Genomic DNA, 16,098 nt, shown 5'->3' with positions numbered 1-16,098 from the left:
TTCATGCACGGTCGAAGCCGCCGGGAATATGAGCGATATTGACAGAGGACGCATACTGATTGCGGGAGCTGGCATTGCGGGCCTGAGCGCTGCGCTGGAACTTGCCACAAGGGGCTGGAGCGTGCGGCTATTTGAAAAAGCCACGGCACTTTCCGAAGTGGGAGCCGGCCTGCAACTGGCCCCCAATGCAATGCGCCATTTGCAGCGCCTGGGTGTCGCCGACAGGCTTCGCGCAAAAGCCGTCACGCCAGAAACGCTCTATCTTGTCGATGGCCGCAGCGCCCGCCCCTTGCTCGCGATGCAGCTTGGCGACAAGGCGCTTAAGCGCTGGCATCATCCCTATCTCGTCTGCCACCGTGCCGATCTGCAATCGGCCCTGCTGACGGCCTGTCTTGAAAACCCTGCAATTAAGATCGATCTCGACGCCGAGATCGTACAGCATGAAACTATCGACGAACGGATCGAGGCGCAGGTCAGACGTGGCACGATAGTCGAGAACATCGAAGCTGATTACCTTCTGGGCTGCGATGGCGTGTGGTCGGTCGAACGCACTCGCGCCGGGCATAGCAAGGCGCGTTTCAGCGGCTATATCGCATGGCGTACCACGATTGCCGCAAGTACCCTGCCCTCATCCTTTGCCAATGCGCTGCCGCAACGAAAAGCCGTTTCCGCCTGGTTGGGCAAGCGGGCGCATTTCATTGCCTATCCTGTCAAGGGCGGAGAGTTTTTCAATTTTGTTGCCATTACCGCTGGCGAAAATCCGGGCGAAGTCTGGTCGAAAGCGGGCGAGCGTGAGCAGCTGCTGCCGATATATAAGGGCTGGGGGCAGCCCGTTCGCGACGTGATCACATCAACACGCGAATGGACTTATTGGCCACTCTTTGAAATGGCTGACGCGCAGTTTGTCTGTGCGGGCCGCACTATCCTGCTTGGCGATGCCGCCCATGCGGTAACGCCTTTTGCAGCACAGGGTGCCGCAATGGCAATCGAGGACGCCGCAGCAGTGGCACAGGCGCTGGACGCGAAGGATCCGACGGTAGCGCTTCGATATTTCGATATCATACGCAAAACACGCCTTGCGACGGTTGCAAAACGTGGAGCCTTCAACCGTTTCGCCTATCACGCAACTGGCGCTTTTGCGCTCGGCCGCAATATGTTACTCGCGGTGCGCTCGCCGGAAAGCTTTCTCAAGGATCTGGACTGGCTTTACGGCTATGATGCCCTTGCCGCCGTGCAAAACTAAATAGCGTCGCGCGCGGCTTCCAGCGTGGCAATATCAAGCTTGACCATTTTCATCATCGCTTCGGCGACACGCTGCCTCACATCTGGGGCACCATTTTGCAGGATATCAAGCAGAAACTCTGGCACGATCTGCCACGAGAACCCGTATTTATCGGTCAGCCAGCTGCATTCCATTGGCGAGCCTCCCTCGACCAATCTGTCCCAGAAGTCATCAAGCTCGGCCTGATCCTTGCATTTGATGATAAGAGACGCCGCCGGTGAGAATTTGAATTCGGGACCGCCATTGAGGCCGCATATGGATTGTCCATCAAGCGTGAAATTCGCAACAACGACATCCGTACCAGCAGGCTGGTGAGAATGTTTGAAGCGAACGAGGCCATCGACTGAGGCTGTTCGGCCGCATTCGCGAAAAACCGAGACGTAATAATTGGCCGCTTCTTCAGCCTGCATGTCGAACCATAGGCAAATCGTAAGGCCGGACATCGTTTTCTCCTCTCTGCAACTATTTGTGAGCATGGTGGCGTTCCGAGGTCGCTATACCTCTCCACCCCATTTTTTCCCGACAACCCACTTTCACAGCTATAGAATATATGGAGTTTACGATAATTCTCGGGCACCTGACGATTTTCCACATAACGTCAGTTGCAAAGGCGTGCCGAAATGACAATTTACCTTGAACGGACCTGTCCGATTCTCCGGATATTCGATATAGAAAAAGCTAGAAAAATCTATCTCGGCTGTATGCTGGATTGGAAGCATCAGTCCGTTCGGCGGAGCGCATCCAGTTCGGCAAAGGGATGCAGGAAGAAGAAAACGCCCACCGGATGACCGGCGGGCGTTTTCAATTGATAAGAAACAGTCCGATTAGTGCAGAATCTGGCTCAGAAACAGTTTTGTGCGCTCATGTTGCGGATTGTCGAAGAATTCGTTAGGCGAATTCTGCTCCACGATTTGCCCTTGATCCATGAAAATCACGCGGTTGGCGACCTGACGCGCAAAGCCCATTTCGTGCGTTACGCAGATCATGGTCATGCCTTCGTCGGCAAGGCCCACCATCGTATCGAGCACTTCCTTGACCATTTCCGGATCAAGCGCCGAGGTCGGCTCGTCAAACAGCATGATCTTCGGGTTCATGCATAGCGCGCGCGCAATCGCCACGCGCTGCTGCTGGCCACCTGAAAGTTGGCCCGGATATTTCTTTGCCTGTTCAGGGATCTTGACGCGCTCCAGATAATGCATGGCGACTTCTTCGGCCTGCTTCTTGGGCATCTTGCGCACCCAAATCGGTGCCAGCGTGCAGTTTTCCAGAATGGTCAGATGCGGAAACAGATTGAAGTGCTGGAACACCATGCCGACCTCGCGGCGCACCTCGTCGATCTTTTTGAGATCGTTGGTCAGCTCGACGCCTTCGACGACGATCTTGCCCTTCTGGTGTTCTTCCAGACGATTGATGCAGCGGATCATGGTCGACTTGCCCGAACCGGAGGGACCCGCCACGACGATGCGCTCGCCGCGCATGACCCTCAAATCGATGTCGCGCAGAACATGAAACTCGCCAAACCATTTGTGCATATTGGTGATGTCGATCGAAACCTCAGTCTTAGAGACTTCCATTTTTGACCGACCACCATCGGCATCCGTTTGCTGGACAGCGCTCTTTTGTGCACTCATTGCCATTACTCATCCCTTATTCTTATCGCTTGTGACCTGTATCGAGCCGACGCTCCATGAATATAGAGTATCGCGACATAGCGAAACAGAATATCCAGAAAACGAAGCCCGCAAATATCAAGCCGGTTGCGGGCGTCTGTGGGGAGGCCCAATTGGCATCGGAGAAGTTCTGGCGGACGATGCCCAACAGATCGAACATGCCGATGATGTAAACGAGACTGGTATCCTTGAAGAGACCGATAAAGGTGTTCACGATACCCGGAATCACTAATTTCAAAGCTTGCGGCAATATTATAAGACCCGTCTTTTGCCAATAGCTCAGGCCCAATGCTTCCGCACCCTCATACTGGCCGCGCGGGATCGCTTGCAGGCCGCCGCGCACCACTTCCGCCATATAGGCGGAAGCAAAAAGCGCTACGCCAATCAGTGCACGCATGAGCTTGTCGAACGTCACGCCCGGCGGCAGAAAAAGCGGCAGCATTACGCTTGCCATGAACAACACCGTCACCAGCGGCACGCCGCGCACCATTTCGATGAAGATGATGGAGAAGGTCTTGATGACCGGCAGATGCGAGCGTCTTCCGAGTGCCAGCAGGATACCGAGCGGAAGAGAAACCGCGATGCCGACGAAAGACAGAACCAGCGTGACGAGCAGACCACCCCAGAGCGGGGTTTCGACAAACCGCAGACCGAACCAGCCGCCAACCAGCAGGAAAAACGCGATCACCGGAAAAACAAAGAAAAACAGAATTGCATTCAATGCCTTTTTCGGCACCTTCGGAATTAGCAGCGGTACGAGCAGAGCTACGAATATGATTGCGGTGAGATTGACGCGCCAGCGTTCGTTCAGCGGATAGCGGCCATACATGAACTGCTCATACTTGGCATTCACGAACGCCCAGCAGGCACCCGACCAGCCCTCGGGTTGTGTGCCACCTTGCGCCACGGTCAGGCACGCCTCGCGGCTGCTACCGGTCCATGCCGCATTGATGAACAGCCATTCGATAACCGATGGCAGAAGCCAGGCCAGCGCGAGAAGCGCCAGTATGGACATTGCCGCATCGACAGGGGTGGCGAACAGATTGACGCGCAACCAATGCGAAATGCCCTGCACGGAATGCGGGGGCGCTTCCTCATCAACCATTTGCATACGAACATATTGGAGATTGCCGCTTTGCATTATTATCTCTCCACCAGTGCCATTTTGGCATTGAACCAGTTCATCAGGCCCGAAGTGATCAGACTGATGCCGAGATAGATCACCATCCAGATTGCAACCACTTCAACGGACTGGCCGGTCTGATTGAGAATCGTCCCGCCAATCGCGACAAGGTCCGGATAACCAATGGCAATCGCCAGCGAGGAGTTCTTGGTCAGGTTCAGATACTGGCTTGAAAGCGGCGGAATGATAATGCGCAACGCCTGCGGTACGATGACGAGGCGCATTGTCGTGCCGCTGCGCAGGCCGAGCGCATAGGCCGCTTCGGTCTGCCCCTTGCTCACCCCGAGCACGCCTGCACGAACGGTTTCGGCAATGAATGCCGCCGTATAGAAGGAAAGGGCCAGAAACAGCGCCAGAAATTCCGGCTTTACCTGACTGCCGCCGGTGAGATTAAACGTGCCCAGCGTTGGAAAATCGAAGGAAACGGGAAAACCAGTGGCGATGAGCGCCAGCAATGGAAGGCCGACAATCAGCGCTATCGTCACCTGAACCGTATGAAAAGGCTGGCCCGTCGCCATGCGCCTGCGGCGCGCCCATCGCGCGATCATAAAGGCGGCAGCCATACCGAGCAGCAGAGCCACAGGAATGAGCCACGCTCCCTCACCCCATATCGGAGCAGGAAAGAAAAAACCCCGGTTATTGAGAAAGCCGCCGAATGGCAAGGCCAGGCTTTCTCGTGCCTGCGGCAATACCGACAAGACGCCGAAATACCAGAAGAAAATAACCAGAAGGGGCGGAATATTACGGAAGATCTCCACATAAACCATACAGATCTTGCGTATCAGCCAGTTTTTTGAAAGCCGCCCGATGCCAACCAGGAAACCAATGATCGATGCGGTAATGATCCCCAGAACCGCTACATAGAGCGTATTCAGCAGACCAACCAGTATGGCCCGCCCATAGGTAGAATCGCTGGAATAGGAAATCAGCGACTGGCTGACGTCAAACCCAGCCCGCCCATTCAGGAAATCGAAGCCGGAAGCAATACTGGCGCGCTGGAGATTGGTGATCGTGTTGTCCACGATCCAGTAAATCACAGCCACAACGGCCACGAAAACCAGAACCTGATAAAAGATGCCCCGAACGCGCGGATCATACAAAAATGAAGTTCCGCTGCTGTTGTGGCGTTTTTCGCGTACAGAAAAGGAAGCCATATGTTTCCTGTTTTCTTTCGGCTACAGCATCGGCCCGAAAATAGAATCCATTTTCAGAAACATGGGACGCCGAACCGTTCTGCCTTGCAATTCGTGCTGCAAGATGCGGATTAGCAGACCTACAGAGCCGAAAAATCTGGCGGGCGCATAACGCCCCCGCCTGATATCGGCTGATAAAGGTCCCCTTCCTAGTGCGGTGGGTTTGAAGTTCCTGTCATTTGCTTGGTATCTGTGTTCAGAACTTCAAATACGTAAGCCACACTAGCGGATCGGCATGCCGTATTGCAGGCCACCCTTGGTCCACTGGGCATTGACGCCGCGGGCGATCTTGAGCGGGCTGCCCGCACCAAGGTTGCGCTCGAAAATCTCACCGTAATTGCCGACACCCTTAAGGATGTTCACCACCCAGTCATTGGTGAGGCCAAGATCGGTACCGATCTTCGTATCAGCTTCAGAACCCAGAAGGCGCTTGATTTCAGGGTTGTCGGAACCCTTCATTTCCTCGACATTGGCCTGAGTAATGCCGAATTCCTCCGCATTGAGCAGCGCGTAATGGGTCCAGCGAATCACATCTGCCCATTGGGAATCGCCTTGGCGAACGGCGGGGCCGAGCGGCTCCTTGGAAATGATTTCCGGCAAAACAACATGGTCGTCCGGATTAGCCAGTGTCAGGCGGGTCGCATAAAGACCGGACTGGTCGGTGGTATAGGCATCACAGCGGCCCGAATCATAGGCTGCATTGGCCTCTTCGAGCTTCTCGAAGACCACCGGATTATATTCCATTTTGTTGGCACGGAAATAATCGGCCATGTTCAATTCAGTGGTCGTGCCGGCCTGAACGCAGATCGATGCACCCGAAAGCTGCAAGGCGGAATTGATACCCGACAGCTTCTTCGCATTGATCATGAAACCCTGACCGTCGTAATAATTTACGCCGGCGAAATCGAGGCCAAGCGACGTATCGCGACCGATGGTCCAGGTGGTGTTGCGGATCAGCACATCCACTTCGCCCGACTGAAGCGCGGTGAAACGCTCCTTGGCGTTAAGCGGCGTGAATTTCACCTTGGTGGGATCGCCAAAGATTGCCGCTGCCACTGCGCGGCAATAGTCGACATCGAAACCCGACCATTCGCCCTTATCATCAGGCGAAGCAAAGCCGAGAAGGCCAGTATTGACGCCGCACTGTAGGAAACCTTTCTCCTTTACATCGGAAAGCGTGTCCGCCGATGCTCCCCAAGCCGCGCCAAGCAACGCCGCCACACCCAATACACCCGTCAAAACAGTTTTTTTCATCTGGCCTGCAACCTTTTTTAAGTTCCCTGGAAGCCGTAGAGCCGGATTCAGCCCAAACGCCTTTGTTGCTATATTTTTTGCAGAAGCTCGAGAAAAATGTGCATCCCCCAAGCCATGCCTAATGCAGGCAATTCCCCTCACCCTGAACCGTTATCGGTCCTTATTGCTTAATTCGGGCATGGTGACTTCCCTGCCGCCTTCACAACCCTATCGAAGGCGATATTTTGGCTTTGGTCAAGTTAATAACGCAGGAGAAAAGGCCAAATCATTGAAAAAAACTGTGCGAGATCCGTGAGTTTTTACATGATTTCCCTACTTCCGGGTAAATCGGCCCAGTGATGAGGGCAAATAATACCTAAAATGGAACTCTGCAAAATAATATAATCATGGCAATAAGTTACTAGATTTCTCAGACGCTTATACATTCCCACAGGGCCATATTTCAGGCAAATTCAGACCTGCGGAAAAGCCCGCTCCCCGGAAAAAGAAAAAATAATATTTCGCGTCGCCAAAAAGCGCGCCACCCACCAAGCTGCAATTATGCCGACGGTCAGCCCTGCGACCACATCGGTGGGATAATGCGCACCCGCCGCAAGCCTGCTGATGGCGAGAAGCAAGCAAACCGGCACGGTTGCGATTCGCCAGCGAGGAAGGAAAATCCAGAATGATACCAGCATAATGCCTGCCATCATGGAATGGCCGGATGGGAAACTTTCATAGGCATGCTCGCCGTGGAAAGGAGAGAAGTAGGCTGCGCCCAGTTCGTCAAGCAGCACCGGCCGCGCCCGCCCTATAGCAAGTTTGCCGATTTCCAACGGAAAACTTCCGGCAAGGATTGATATGAGCAGCAAAGTTGCCCAGCCATGTAACCAGACCAGCGCGCTCCGGAAAGAAATGCGAATCGACGGAGAAAGCAGGCATGCCGTCACGAGCCAGACAATAAGGGCAATAAAAAGCCAGACGAGCGTACGGATCGAGTCTGTTGCCGCGCGCAGCCCCTTCATCAGTATCCAATCGCTGGTCATAGCGCTTCGGGCAAGCTGCGCGTCCCAGATGTGCAGCACAAGCAGAATAAACGGCAAAACCACAATTACCGCCGTCATTTCCAGCGTCCACGCCGACGGAGCACCCCGATAGGCAGGCTTGAAAAGGGCGCGCATCAGTTCTGAAGCCACACGAAACGGCTGGAGGAGAATATCCTTTGCTTTTGCCTCTGCCATACAGGACTACTCTTTCCGTTACTTTGGTATAACTGTTACAAAGGAACTGCATAATTTTACCTTAAATCGATTCCGATTTAAGGAACCATGCAGCAGGGTTTCCGCCGGGGAAGAACTCAAGGATTTTCTGTCATGCCTGCCTTCTCAGCAAACAGGCTTTGCAGAATCATCGAAATGAGAATCGGCGGACCAGCATGCAACACGGTCTGGAGGCAATTTCGTGGCTAATAAGCAGGACAGAACAGAAAAACCGGGCATAAACACACGGCTTGCTCATGATGGCTATGCGCCGCGCGACTATCACGGCTTTGTCAACCCACCCGTGGTACGCGCTTCAACGGTCCTGTTTCCTGATGCGCAAACGATGGCGAGCGGCGGACAGAAATACACCTATGGCACACGCGGCACGCCAACCAGTGAAGCCTTGTGCAAGGCGATTGATGCGCTTGAAGGCTCGGCAGGAACGGTTTGCGTTCCATCGGGACTAGCTGCTGTCACCGTCCCCCTTCTCGGCTTCCTTTCGCCTGGCGACCACGCGCTGTTTGTCGATTCCATCTATAATCCGACCCGCCATTTTGTCGATACGATCCTCAAGCGCATGGGCGTAGAGGTCGACTATTATGAACCCGAAATCGGCTCTGCCATTGCCGGACTGATGCGCCCCAATACCAAGGTCATTTTTACGGAATCTCCGGCGTCGAACACATTCGAGGTTCAGGACATTCCTGCGATCGCGGAAGCAGCGCATAAGGGCGGAGCCATCGTCATGATGGACAATACCTGGGCGACGCCGATTTATTTCAGAGCACTCGATTTCGGCGTGGACATCAGCATTCACGCCGCAACCAAGTATCCATCAGGCCATGCCGATATTCTATTCGGGACTATTTCCGCCAATGAAAAATGCTGGCCGCAACTTCTGGAAACGCATGGCACGATGGGTTTGTGCGCGGCACCCGATGACACATATCAAATATTGCGTGGCCTGCGCACGATGGGCGTACGGCTGGAGCATCACCGCAAAAGCGCTCTTGAAATCGCCCACTGGCTTGAAAGCCATCCGGCAGTCGAACGCGTCCTGCATCCAGCGCTAGAAAGCCATCCCGGCCATGAAATCTGGAAGCGTGATTTTAGCGGCTCATCCGGCGTATTCGCTTTCGTTCTGGAAAAGGGCGGGCAACCGGAAGCACACGCATTTCTCAATGCGCTTGAAATTTTTGGCCTCGGCTATTCATGGGGCGGCTATGAAAGCCTTGCCAATGAAGTCCACCTCAAGGACCGCACGATTGCGAAAGGCGATTATGCGGGGCCGGTCATACGCCTGCAAATCGGGTTTGAGGATGTGCCGGATCTGATCGCCGATCTGAAAAAAGGATTTGCCGCCATTTGAATTTCTGTCCGTCCCGGAAGCTTTATTGCCCGGATAGGATCATCCCGCTGCACCTGCATCATTATTTAGCATTAAATAATAGCGCTTAATAATGCTGCAAATCTACTTCCATCCTGCGGAGAAATACCTATAATCTCCATTCAATATCCATGAGAAACAGGTATCGGTCAGTGTTGTCGTGTAATATAGGCAGAAATTCGGCCTCCCTTGCAATACGGAATTTTCTTGCGCTCATTTTTTTCGCAGTATTCTGTGTGCCTGCCGGTTCGCAAGATGCGCCTCTGAGGCCAGTGAAGGTCGGCGTTTATGTGAGCGAGCCATTCGTCACCAATCAGGGCGGCGCTTTTGGAGGCATGGCAATCGATCTTTGGCAGAATGTCGCCTTACGGCTCAATCTCGCTTCGAAATTTGTCGAATATCCCAACTATAACGAGCTGGTCAAAGCCGTCTCCGAAAATCAGGTCGACGCAGGTGTCACCAATCTAACGATCACGGAAAGCCGTGCGGAGGTCGTAGACTTCACCCATCCCTGGTTCGATGCGGGCCTGCGTATCATGACGCATACGGATGCAGGGAACAGTTGGGGCGAATTGATAACCAATCTCGAAGACGCCGGACATCTGGCCACCTATGCCTGGATCGGCATTGTTATTCTTGCAGCGACACTTTTTTTGACTTTGTTCGACCGACGCTTCGACCAGAATTTCCCCAGATACTGGCATGAAGGCTTTGCCGAGAGTTTTTATCATGTCGTCTCTATCGCAACGACCGGAAAAAGCTCGCGTAAAAATCTATTCGGCTGGATTGGCCGCATCTGGCAGGCATTCTGGCTCGTATTCGGCATAGCCGTCGTTGCTTATGTCACCTCATCCATTACCAGCGTGATGACCGTGGCCCATATCACTCACAATATTACCGGTATTGCCGATCTACAAAACAAATCTGTCGGAGTGCGCAGTGGAAGCGTATCCGAACAGATAATGAAAGAGCGATCCATTGCAACAGTGCCCTTTGATCACCTTCCCGAAGCTGTTGCAGCGCTGGTCAATAACGAGGTTGCCGCGATTGTCGGCGATAGTCCGGTGCTGGAATATTATGCGCACAAGAACCCGCAGGAAGCCATCGATGTTGTCGGCAATGTTTTTAGCCCCGATAAATACGGCTTTGCTTTTCCACGCCATAGCGATCTTGTGAAACCCGCTTCGATCGCGATTATCAGCATGTATGAGAATGAGGATATTGCCGAATTGAAAGACAAATATTTTGGACCGAACAATTAATTGATGGGGCAAATTTGGAAAAGCGGTCAAACGGCCGCTTTTTTACCCCTGCCTCAGTGGTCATTATTGATCGTATATTAGTAAAATCTTTAATATTTTCATGATTTTAGGCGCCACTTCGCCTTGTGCGTTTTGTTTTATGCCAAAATGCGATAGGAAACCCTTCTGTTGAACCGGCTCTCTATGCTGCCGGACGCCCCAAGGGAAACACCATGATGAACTGGATATTTGTGTTGCAGGGTGTCATCGCAATCGGCCTGGCCATATTTGCGATAGCCGTCATTTTGCGCTACCGTCGATAAAGTCGCCGTTTTCGCGCTGTTCCAAGGTGCAATGCAATCGCTGCCAGATATGGCCAAGGAACCTCCCACGCCCCTGCTTCGTTTATCTGAAAAGAAGCTGTTCAGGGAGAACTGCGATGAAACTTTCTTTCAAGGCCGCAATTGTTGCTGTCGGCGTTTTTTCCGCCGGTGCCGCGCAAGCCGCAAATGCAATTGTGACGGCTGACCTTAATATCCGCACCGGCCCCGGAACCAGCTATGGCAGAATCGGCAGCATTCCCAACCGGGCGCCTGTTACCGTGCATAGCTGCGCAACCGGCTATAGCTGGTGTCAGGTGAGTTATAGCGGCATGTCAGGCTGGGCATCTTCGCGCTATCTTGCGATACGTGAAGGATCAGTCCGATCAGATGATTTCGGGCGCAGCGCCGCTCTCATAGGCATTCCGCTGATCGCGGGTGTCGCAATTGGTGCAGCGCTCAACGACAGGGATGACCATTGGCACCGCCGTGACTGGCACCGTAGTCGCTGGCATCATCGCCACCGCCATTGGGATCGCCCCCGCCACCGTGGTCCACGTTATTACAATCGTACGCGTGGAGGCGATGGGCCGCACGGCCAATAGTAGATATGCGACCGAGAAACGCCGCTGTGATCGCGGCGTTTTCGTGTTGCAACAAGTCGGTTGCGCACCGGCAAGGGCTACCATGTTATGGGCGATGCAGCCTTGTGGCATTCGGGCCTTATTCCTATAAGCATACTGAATATGAATCACAGCCAATCATGATCAGGATTTATGCATGTCAGATGAAATCGTACGCGACAGCAACGGCGCCCAGCTCAATGACGGTGACTCGGTTACTCTTATCAAGGATCTGAAAGTAAAAGGCACGTCGACGACACTCAAGCGCGGAACGCTGATCAAAGGTATCCGTCTGACCGGCAATCCTGACGAGGTCGACTGCAATACCAAACAGGTCAAGGGGCTGGTTTTGCGAACCGAGTTTCTGAAAAAAGCCTGATGGGGCTCCCGCATTGGTAATCTCAAGGGCAGCGAGCAGATATCAATTATGACAATCGCACCCTATTGATTGTGACAGCGTTCTTAGGCCAGCTTATGCAAGAAGCATGGAGATCAAACCAATGCGCATAACAAAAATAAATACCATCGCCTACGACCCGGACAGCAAAACACTTTCATTTACGGGCCTCAATCGTTTCTCCAGACCCCGGCAGGGATCGGTCTTTATTGATGATGAAGTGAAGTTCATTGAAATCATTCATCAATTGCTTGCAAACTCCGACAAATCATCCGTAGATTTCGCGGCTGAATTAAAGCCTGGAACGGAAAAGAAAAGTAAAAAGAACTCATCCGACAAAGCCAACAAGACCAAACAAGAAGAGAATGTGCAGACTGAAACGCCCCAGGAATAGGCTGCTTGCTTTTCCTGCTCCTTACCCCGACTTGAACCAGAGTTCCTGATCGCGACATCGCTTAACCTGGATCAAATTGGCGGAAACATTGCATCAGCATCACCGCGCGCCTAGATGGCGTCGTCCGCATCCCTGCGCTGGCAATCAAAGCCCTTCGTGCTTACGTTGTGAATATGGATGGCTGTGGAACCTGATTCACCTGGAAGACGTATGAACAAAACCTGCCTGTTGGGCATTCTTGCATTAACGCTATCCGTCACACAATCGGTCGCAGCTACCGATGCCGAGGTCGTAACGGAAATGGCGACCAAATGCTGGAAACTACCGGAAGGAACCGATTATCAACGGGCTTCCGCGACATTCGAAGTCACCTATAATGCGGAAGGTGAACTGGTTCGGATTGAGACTGTTGAATATCAGCCTGTGCGCCGGGCAGGCAAGCAGTTTGCAATCAGCGCTCAACAGGCACTGATGGAATGTGCGGATAGAACCCCGGTTCGGTCAAGAACCATTCGCATCATTATGAGATTCGTAGCCCCTCAATCGGATGGCCCATTGATAATGAGGGAGCCGCTCCGGTAACTTCCTTCCCCGGTCCGCTAGCCACCCGACGTGACGTAGCACGCATGTATTTACTGGAAAACTCTTGCTCCGGACCTCGTTTCGCGGTTCAATCCAACTTCAAAAAGGAGCATCAATGATGATCTATCCGATTCATGACTATCACGGACACCGTATCGGCACCATCATGACAGAAGACTCCGGCAATCCAGACGATCGTTGGGTTGCTTACGCCATTCACGACGAGCGGCAAACTTTTCCTTCATGGGAAGCGGCCCGGACCTGGATAGAAGTGATCGCATCTGAGTACCGAACCGATATATAATAATGATCTCATCCACTTAGCGGCAACTGCAAACCCCTATCAAGGCACGGGGTGGTAGATAGTTGCTCCATGCCAGTGCGCCTCGTTGGGGGGAATACTGCTATCCATATCAGTATGTGCCCCGCAGATTTTCTTCTTCGTAGCACTCTGATTTCTATTGTGATTTGCGGTTATCCGGACGGAGGATCAGAATATGGCAACATTCTGCAAACTTAACAGGAATACTACAATGACCCTCAAAGCCCTTGTTTCAACTGCAACTATCGCTTTGCTGTCGCTTTTCCTGTCCGGATGCGTGAGCGATTCATATTATTATGATGGGTACAGGGATTCCGGCCCTTCCTATGGCCATTACGAAAGATCTGCGGTTATTTACCGTACGGGGCCGCGTTACAGATCACGACATCATCGAAATGATCGATATTACCGCGATGCAGGCCCACGTTATGAGAGGCAGCATGCCCGTTCGGTAAAGCGTTCCCGTGTCTCTTCTCGTGATGCAAAGCCGCGTCACCGTCCGGAGAACAGACAGCGACCTGACCTCAATCAAAGCGCTCAGCCCCAAAACGGAATCCTGAATAATTATAGACACCGTTTGCGTCAAAACAGATAGCAATCGCGTCACGCATTAAGCCTCTTCCTGTCCCTTTACGGGGTAGAGCCACGTTAGTTTGACTGTGAGCTATCTCGGCAAACCCCATGCTATGATCGAGCTTTATACATGGCAGGCGAACGCTAAAAAGCTCACTCAATCGGGCGCGGAGAAACTAAAAGAGAACATGCCATCCCCCCACCTAAAATCCATTTCCCCTTACCTTAAAAAAAGATAGGGCTTTTCAATACCTTGCGGGAAGTGTCGCAGATCATCATTGCGCAAATTCGCAATTTTCACCTGATATTTGCAACAGGAATTTTCCTGCAAAATCAGCGCCAGAGATTTTGTCGCGAAACTTAGGATTTCTGCGACGGTGATTAGCGGAGTCCCACCCGTCATGCATAAGCGACCAGTGTGAAAGTTCCTGGAATGCTCACATCCGTCCAGTCTGGGTGTTCATCCAGCCTTACTATCGTAAACCCGGCTTGGATGGCGGCCGTCATGATGTCTCCCATCGTCCAGAAGCGATAAAGGCATTTCCCCAAGGATACGCTAGTGGCGTCAGGATTGGGCACGTCGGCCTCTATTAGGCCGGTCTGGAAATAATCATGCGGACCTTCGGCCCAAAACAACTTCCGCTGAACCGGATGAAATTCGTTCAACACGAGCATGCCACCGTTTGCTGTGAGCTGGCGCATTACTGTGAAAAACCGCTCGATATTCTGATGGTAGTGGAGAATGCCAAGCTCCAGTACGAGCACATCGAAGCTGTGGTTCTGACCTAGTTTGCCCGCTTCCATGGTATCGCAAAGAGCATAATCAATCACGACGCCAGCCGCTTCGGCCAAGCGAAGGGCAAAACGCCGGTTCTCTTCCGAGAAGTCGATGACCCACACCTCGGCACCTAGCCGAGCGAGTGCTACGGCAACGCGCCCATGAGAGCCTTGGACATTGCAGATGCGTTTCCCCGTAACGTCTCCAAGATAGGGATATAGCCGCCGCAGAATATGTTTCGGTTCGGCAATGATCTTTGCCGCCTCATCTTCTGGTGTCCCGAAGGCGGATACCCACGCGTCAAAGCGTTGCGCGTTCCAAGCGAGCCGGTTCGTTTCGGTGATTTCGTCCACTCTGTTTGTTACCATTGGTCTAGCCTACCGCCGGGTAAGGCGTCGGGAAAAGGGGGGACGTCGCGAAAATCCCGATTAAAGTTTCGATTTTGCGTCTGATATTTGCGACGCAAACACAGGCACCCACGACCATCAAAATCCATATTCTACTTTTGTTCGTCAAATTGGCCAAAATCCCGCGTTCGGGCCGACTCGGCCTATCTGGCCAGAAGCCGCCTTTCGGAATCCTTCTCCTGTCGCGAAATTCCCACAACCTGCGACACGCTTTGCTATCGTACCATGTTCGATTTGTAATGCTTCGATCAACCCGGTGAGCGGCAGGAACGGGATCGGAAGCCGACCGTGGACGAAATCTATGCGCCGAGATTGCGTCGCAGTTTCGGACCGACGCAGAGGGAAGGAACGTTGAGAAAGATCAGCAATGCTGACCCAAGGGCAACATAGTGGCCAAAAAGGCCAAATATCGCGTCATTCGACAAGTATTTTGAGAGTGGCGATCCCGGCAGGATTCGAACCTGCGACCTACGGCTTAGAAGGCCGGTGCTCTATCCAGCTGAGCTACGGGACCTCATTCAGAGGCACTGCCAAAGAATTTGATCTGATTTCTCTTACCCAGATTCCAGGAATGCCGCTACCATCAAATTTTCCGCCTGAATATGCTTTCAGGCGGAGGAAGTTCAATGTGTCCAGGATTGCGTGCGGTCAAAGCGAAAATTATCCGAATAGGCGATTTTGCGCCGCTTGGTTTCCTGTGGCTCGAAGACACGGTAAGCAACACCGTTGCGGGTCGCATACTCCACGGCTTCCTCACAGCTATCGAAGAACAGGCGAATCTGGCTTCGCATATCGCTCGACGAGGTGTAGCCCATCAAAGGCTCGACCCTGCGAGAGCTTTCCGGCTCATATTCAAGAACCCAGCGGTCGGTTTTGGCCGTACCTGACTGCATTGCGGTCTTAGCTGGACGGTAAATACGTGCAACCATTTCGACAACCTTGTTCCATGCATTACCCTGAAAGGGCGATAAATTTTACCAAGGCAATAGTTTACACACCGCGGCATGTCAACGCGATAAAGGCGCACAGCGCAATGATCCGGCGAGCAATAAGATTGGTGTATTGTTTGTAATAATGGTCGGAGCGAGAGGATTCGAACCTCCGACCCCCTGATCCCAAATCAGGTGCGCTACCAGGCTGCGCTACGCTCCGTGCTTTTGCAAGCGGCCCTTCCCTAGATAATCATCGAATATAAAGCAAGCGATAAAAACCGAAGTGCCTAAATTTATTCGTTCGCCCCGCCGAACAGCT

Annotated in this window: 17 protein-coding genes and 2 tRNA genes; 9 read left to right on the top strand and 10 right to left on the bottom strand. The window is 52.8% G+C overall.

Translation table 11 applies throughout. The annotated features are described in order from the left end of the window. Positions 1-37 precede the first annotated feature (37 nt). Positions 38-1,243: an FAD-binding protein gene (locus tag KUG47_RS04520; RefSeq protein WP_217676982.1), complete on the top strand. Its 1,206-nt coding sequence runs from the start codon at positions 38-40 to the stop codon at positions 1,241-1,243. Here the strand turns inward: KUG47_RS04520 and KUG47_RS04515 are convergent. Continuing rightward, positions 1,240-1,725 carry a VOC family protein gene (locus KUG47_RS04515; protein ID WP_217676725.1) on the bottom strand — a complete coding sequence of 162 codons (486 nt, stop codon included), beginning with the start codon at positions 1,723-1,725 and terminating at the stop codon, positions 1,240-1,242. The genes KUG47_RS04520 and KUG47_RS04515 overlap by 4 nt on opposite strands. A 177-nt stretch (positions 1,726-1,902) precedes the next feature. Here KUG47_RS04515 and KUG47_RS16715 point away from each other — a divergent pair, with 177 nt between their 5' ends. Next, positions 1,903-2,070: a glyoxalase superfamily protein gene (locus KUG47_RS16715; RefSeq protein WP_254799268.1), complete on the top strand. Its 168-nt coding sequence runs from the start codon at positions 1,903-1,905 to the stop codon at positions 2,068-2,070. Between the two features lie 36 nt (positions 2,071-2,106). Here the strand turns inward: KUG47_RS16715 and KUG47_RS04510 are convergent, their stop codons facing one another. The 5 genes from KUG47_RS04510 to lpxE form a co-directional block, all read right to left on the bottom strand. Then, a complete protein-coding gene (locus KUG47_RS04510) occupies positions 2,107-2,919 on the bottom strand; it encodes an amino acid ABC transporter ATP-binding protein (RefSeq protein ID WP_422718051.1) in 813 nt (270 codons plus the stop codon). A gap of 16 nt (positions 2,920-2,935) precedes the next feature. Then, positions 2,936-4,093 (bottom strand): amino acid ABC transporter permease, encoded by a 1,158-nt coding sequence (locus KUG47_RS04505; RefSeq protein ID WP_217676723.1) that lies wholly within the window; start codon positions 4,091-4,093, stop codon positions 2,936-2,938. Between the two features lie 2 nt (positions 4,094-4,095). Further along, a complete protein-coding gene (locus KUG47_RS04500; RefSeq protein ID WP_217676722.1) occupies positions 4,096-5,289 on the bottom strand; it encodes an amino acid ABC transporter permease in 1,194 nt (397 codons plus the stop codon). 261 nt (positions 5,290-5,550) lie between these two features. Beyond that, the gene (locus KUG47_RS04495; RefSeq protein ID WP_217676721.1) at positions 5,551-6,582 is read right to left on the bottom strand and encodes an amino acid ABC transporter substrate-binding protein; all 1,032 of its coding nucleotides are present in this window, start codon (positions 6,580-6,582) and stop codon (positions 5,551-5,553) included. 452 nt (positions 6,583-7,034) lie between these two features. Further along, a complete protein-coding gene (gene lpxE / locus KUG47_RS04490; protein WP_217676720.1) occupies positions 7,035-7,802 on the bottom strand; it encodes a lipid A 1-phosphatase LpxE in 768 nt (255 codons plus the stop codon). 220 nt (positions 7,803-8,022) lie between these two features. Here lpxE and KUG47_RS04485 point away from each other — a divergent pair, with 220 nt between their 5' ends. The 7 genes from KUG47_RS04485 to KUG47_RS04455 all read left to right on the top strand — a co-directional run bounded on the left by KUG47_RS04485 (position 8,023) and on the right by KUG47_RS04455 (position 13,071). Beyond that, a complete protein-coding gene (locus KUG47_RS04485; RefSeq protein ID WP_217676719.1) occupies positions 8,023-9,192 on the top strand; it encodes a cystathionine beta-lyase in 1,170 nt (389 codons plus the stop codon). 149 nt (positions 9,193-9,341) lie between these two features. Further along, positions 9,342-10,472: a transporter substrate-binding domain-containing protein gene (locus tag KUG47_RS04480; protein ID WP_217676718.1), complete on the top strand. Its 1,131-nt coding sequence runs from the start codon at positions 9,342-9,344 to the stop codon at positions 10,470-10,472. Between the two features lie 418 nt (positions 10,473-10,890). Next, complete coding sequence (locus KUG47_RS04475) at positions 10,891-11,376, top strand: SH3 domain-containing protein (protein WP_217676717.1); 486 nt, start codon at positions 10,891-10,893, stop codon at positions 11,374-11,376. Between the two features lie 175 nt (positions 11,377-11,551). After that, complete coding sequence (locus KUG47_RS04470) at positions 11,552-11,773, top strand: alkylphosphonate utilization protein (RefSeq protein WP_217676716.1); 222 nt, start codon at positions 11,552-11,554, stop codon at positions 11,771-11,773. A gap of 121 nt (positions 11,774-11,894) precedes the next feature. Beyond that, the gene (locus tag KUG47_RS04465) at positions 11,895-12,185 is read left to right on the top strand and encodes a hypothetical protein (RefSeq protein ID WP_217676715.1); all 291 of its coding nucleotides are present in this window, start codon (positions 11,895-11,897) and stop codon (positions 12,183-12,185) included. Between the two features lie 210 nt (positions 12,186-12,395). Beyond that, the gene (locus KUG47_RS04460) at positions 12,396-12,767 is read left to right on the top strand and encodes a hypothetical protein (protein ID WP_217676714.1); all 372 of its coding nucleotides are present in this window, start codon (positions 12,396-12,398) and stop codon (positions 12,765-12,767) included. 115 nt (positions 12,768-12,882) lie between these two features. After that, positions 12,883-13,071 (top strand): hypothetical protein, encoded by a 189-nt coding sequence (locus tag KUG47_RS04455; protein WP_254799267.1) that lies wholly within the window; start codon positions 12,883-12,885, stop codon positions 13,069-13,071. Between the two features lie 990 nt (positions 13,072-14,061). Here the strand turns inward: KUG47_RS04455 and KUG47_RS04450 are convergent. From KUG47_RS04450 to KUG47_RS04435, 4 genes are all read right to left on the bottom strand, one after another. Next, positions 14,062-14,793 (bottom strand): class I SAM-dependent methyltransferase, encoded by a 732-nt coding sequence (locus KUG47_RS04450; RefSeq protein ID WP_340162777.1) that lies wholly within the window; start codon positions 14,791-14,793, stop codon positions 14,062-14,064. 491 nt (positions 14,794-15,284) lie between these two features. Next, positions 15,285-15,361 (bottom strand) — tRNA-Arg (locus tag KUG47_RS04445). Positions 15,362-15,470: 109 nt separating this feature from the next. Beyond that, positions 15,471-15,776 (bottom strand): ETC complex I subunit, encoded by a 306-nt coding sequence (locus KUG47_RS04440; protein WP_217676712.1) that lies wholly within the window; start codon positions 15,774-15,776, stop codon positions 15,471-15,473. A gap of 146 nt (positions 15,777-15,922) precedes the next feature. Beyond that, positions 15,923-15,999: transfer RNA gene (locus KUG47_RS04435), tRNA-Pro, on the bottom strand. Positions 16,000-16,098: the final 99 nt, after the last annotated feature.

The organism is Falsochrobactrum tianjinense (genome assembly GCF_019100495.1).
In the GTDB taxonomy this organism is placed as follows: domain Bacteria; phylum Pseudomonadota; class Alphaproteobacteria; order Rhizobiales; family Rhizobiaceae; genus Brucella; species Brucella tianjinense.
Note: the sequence above shows the minus strand (reverse complement) of the source record. Positions and strands in the feature narration are given on the sequence as shown.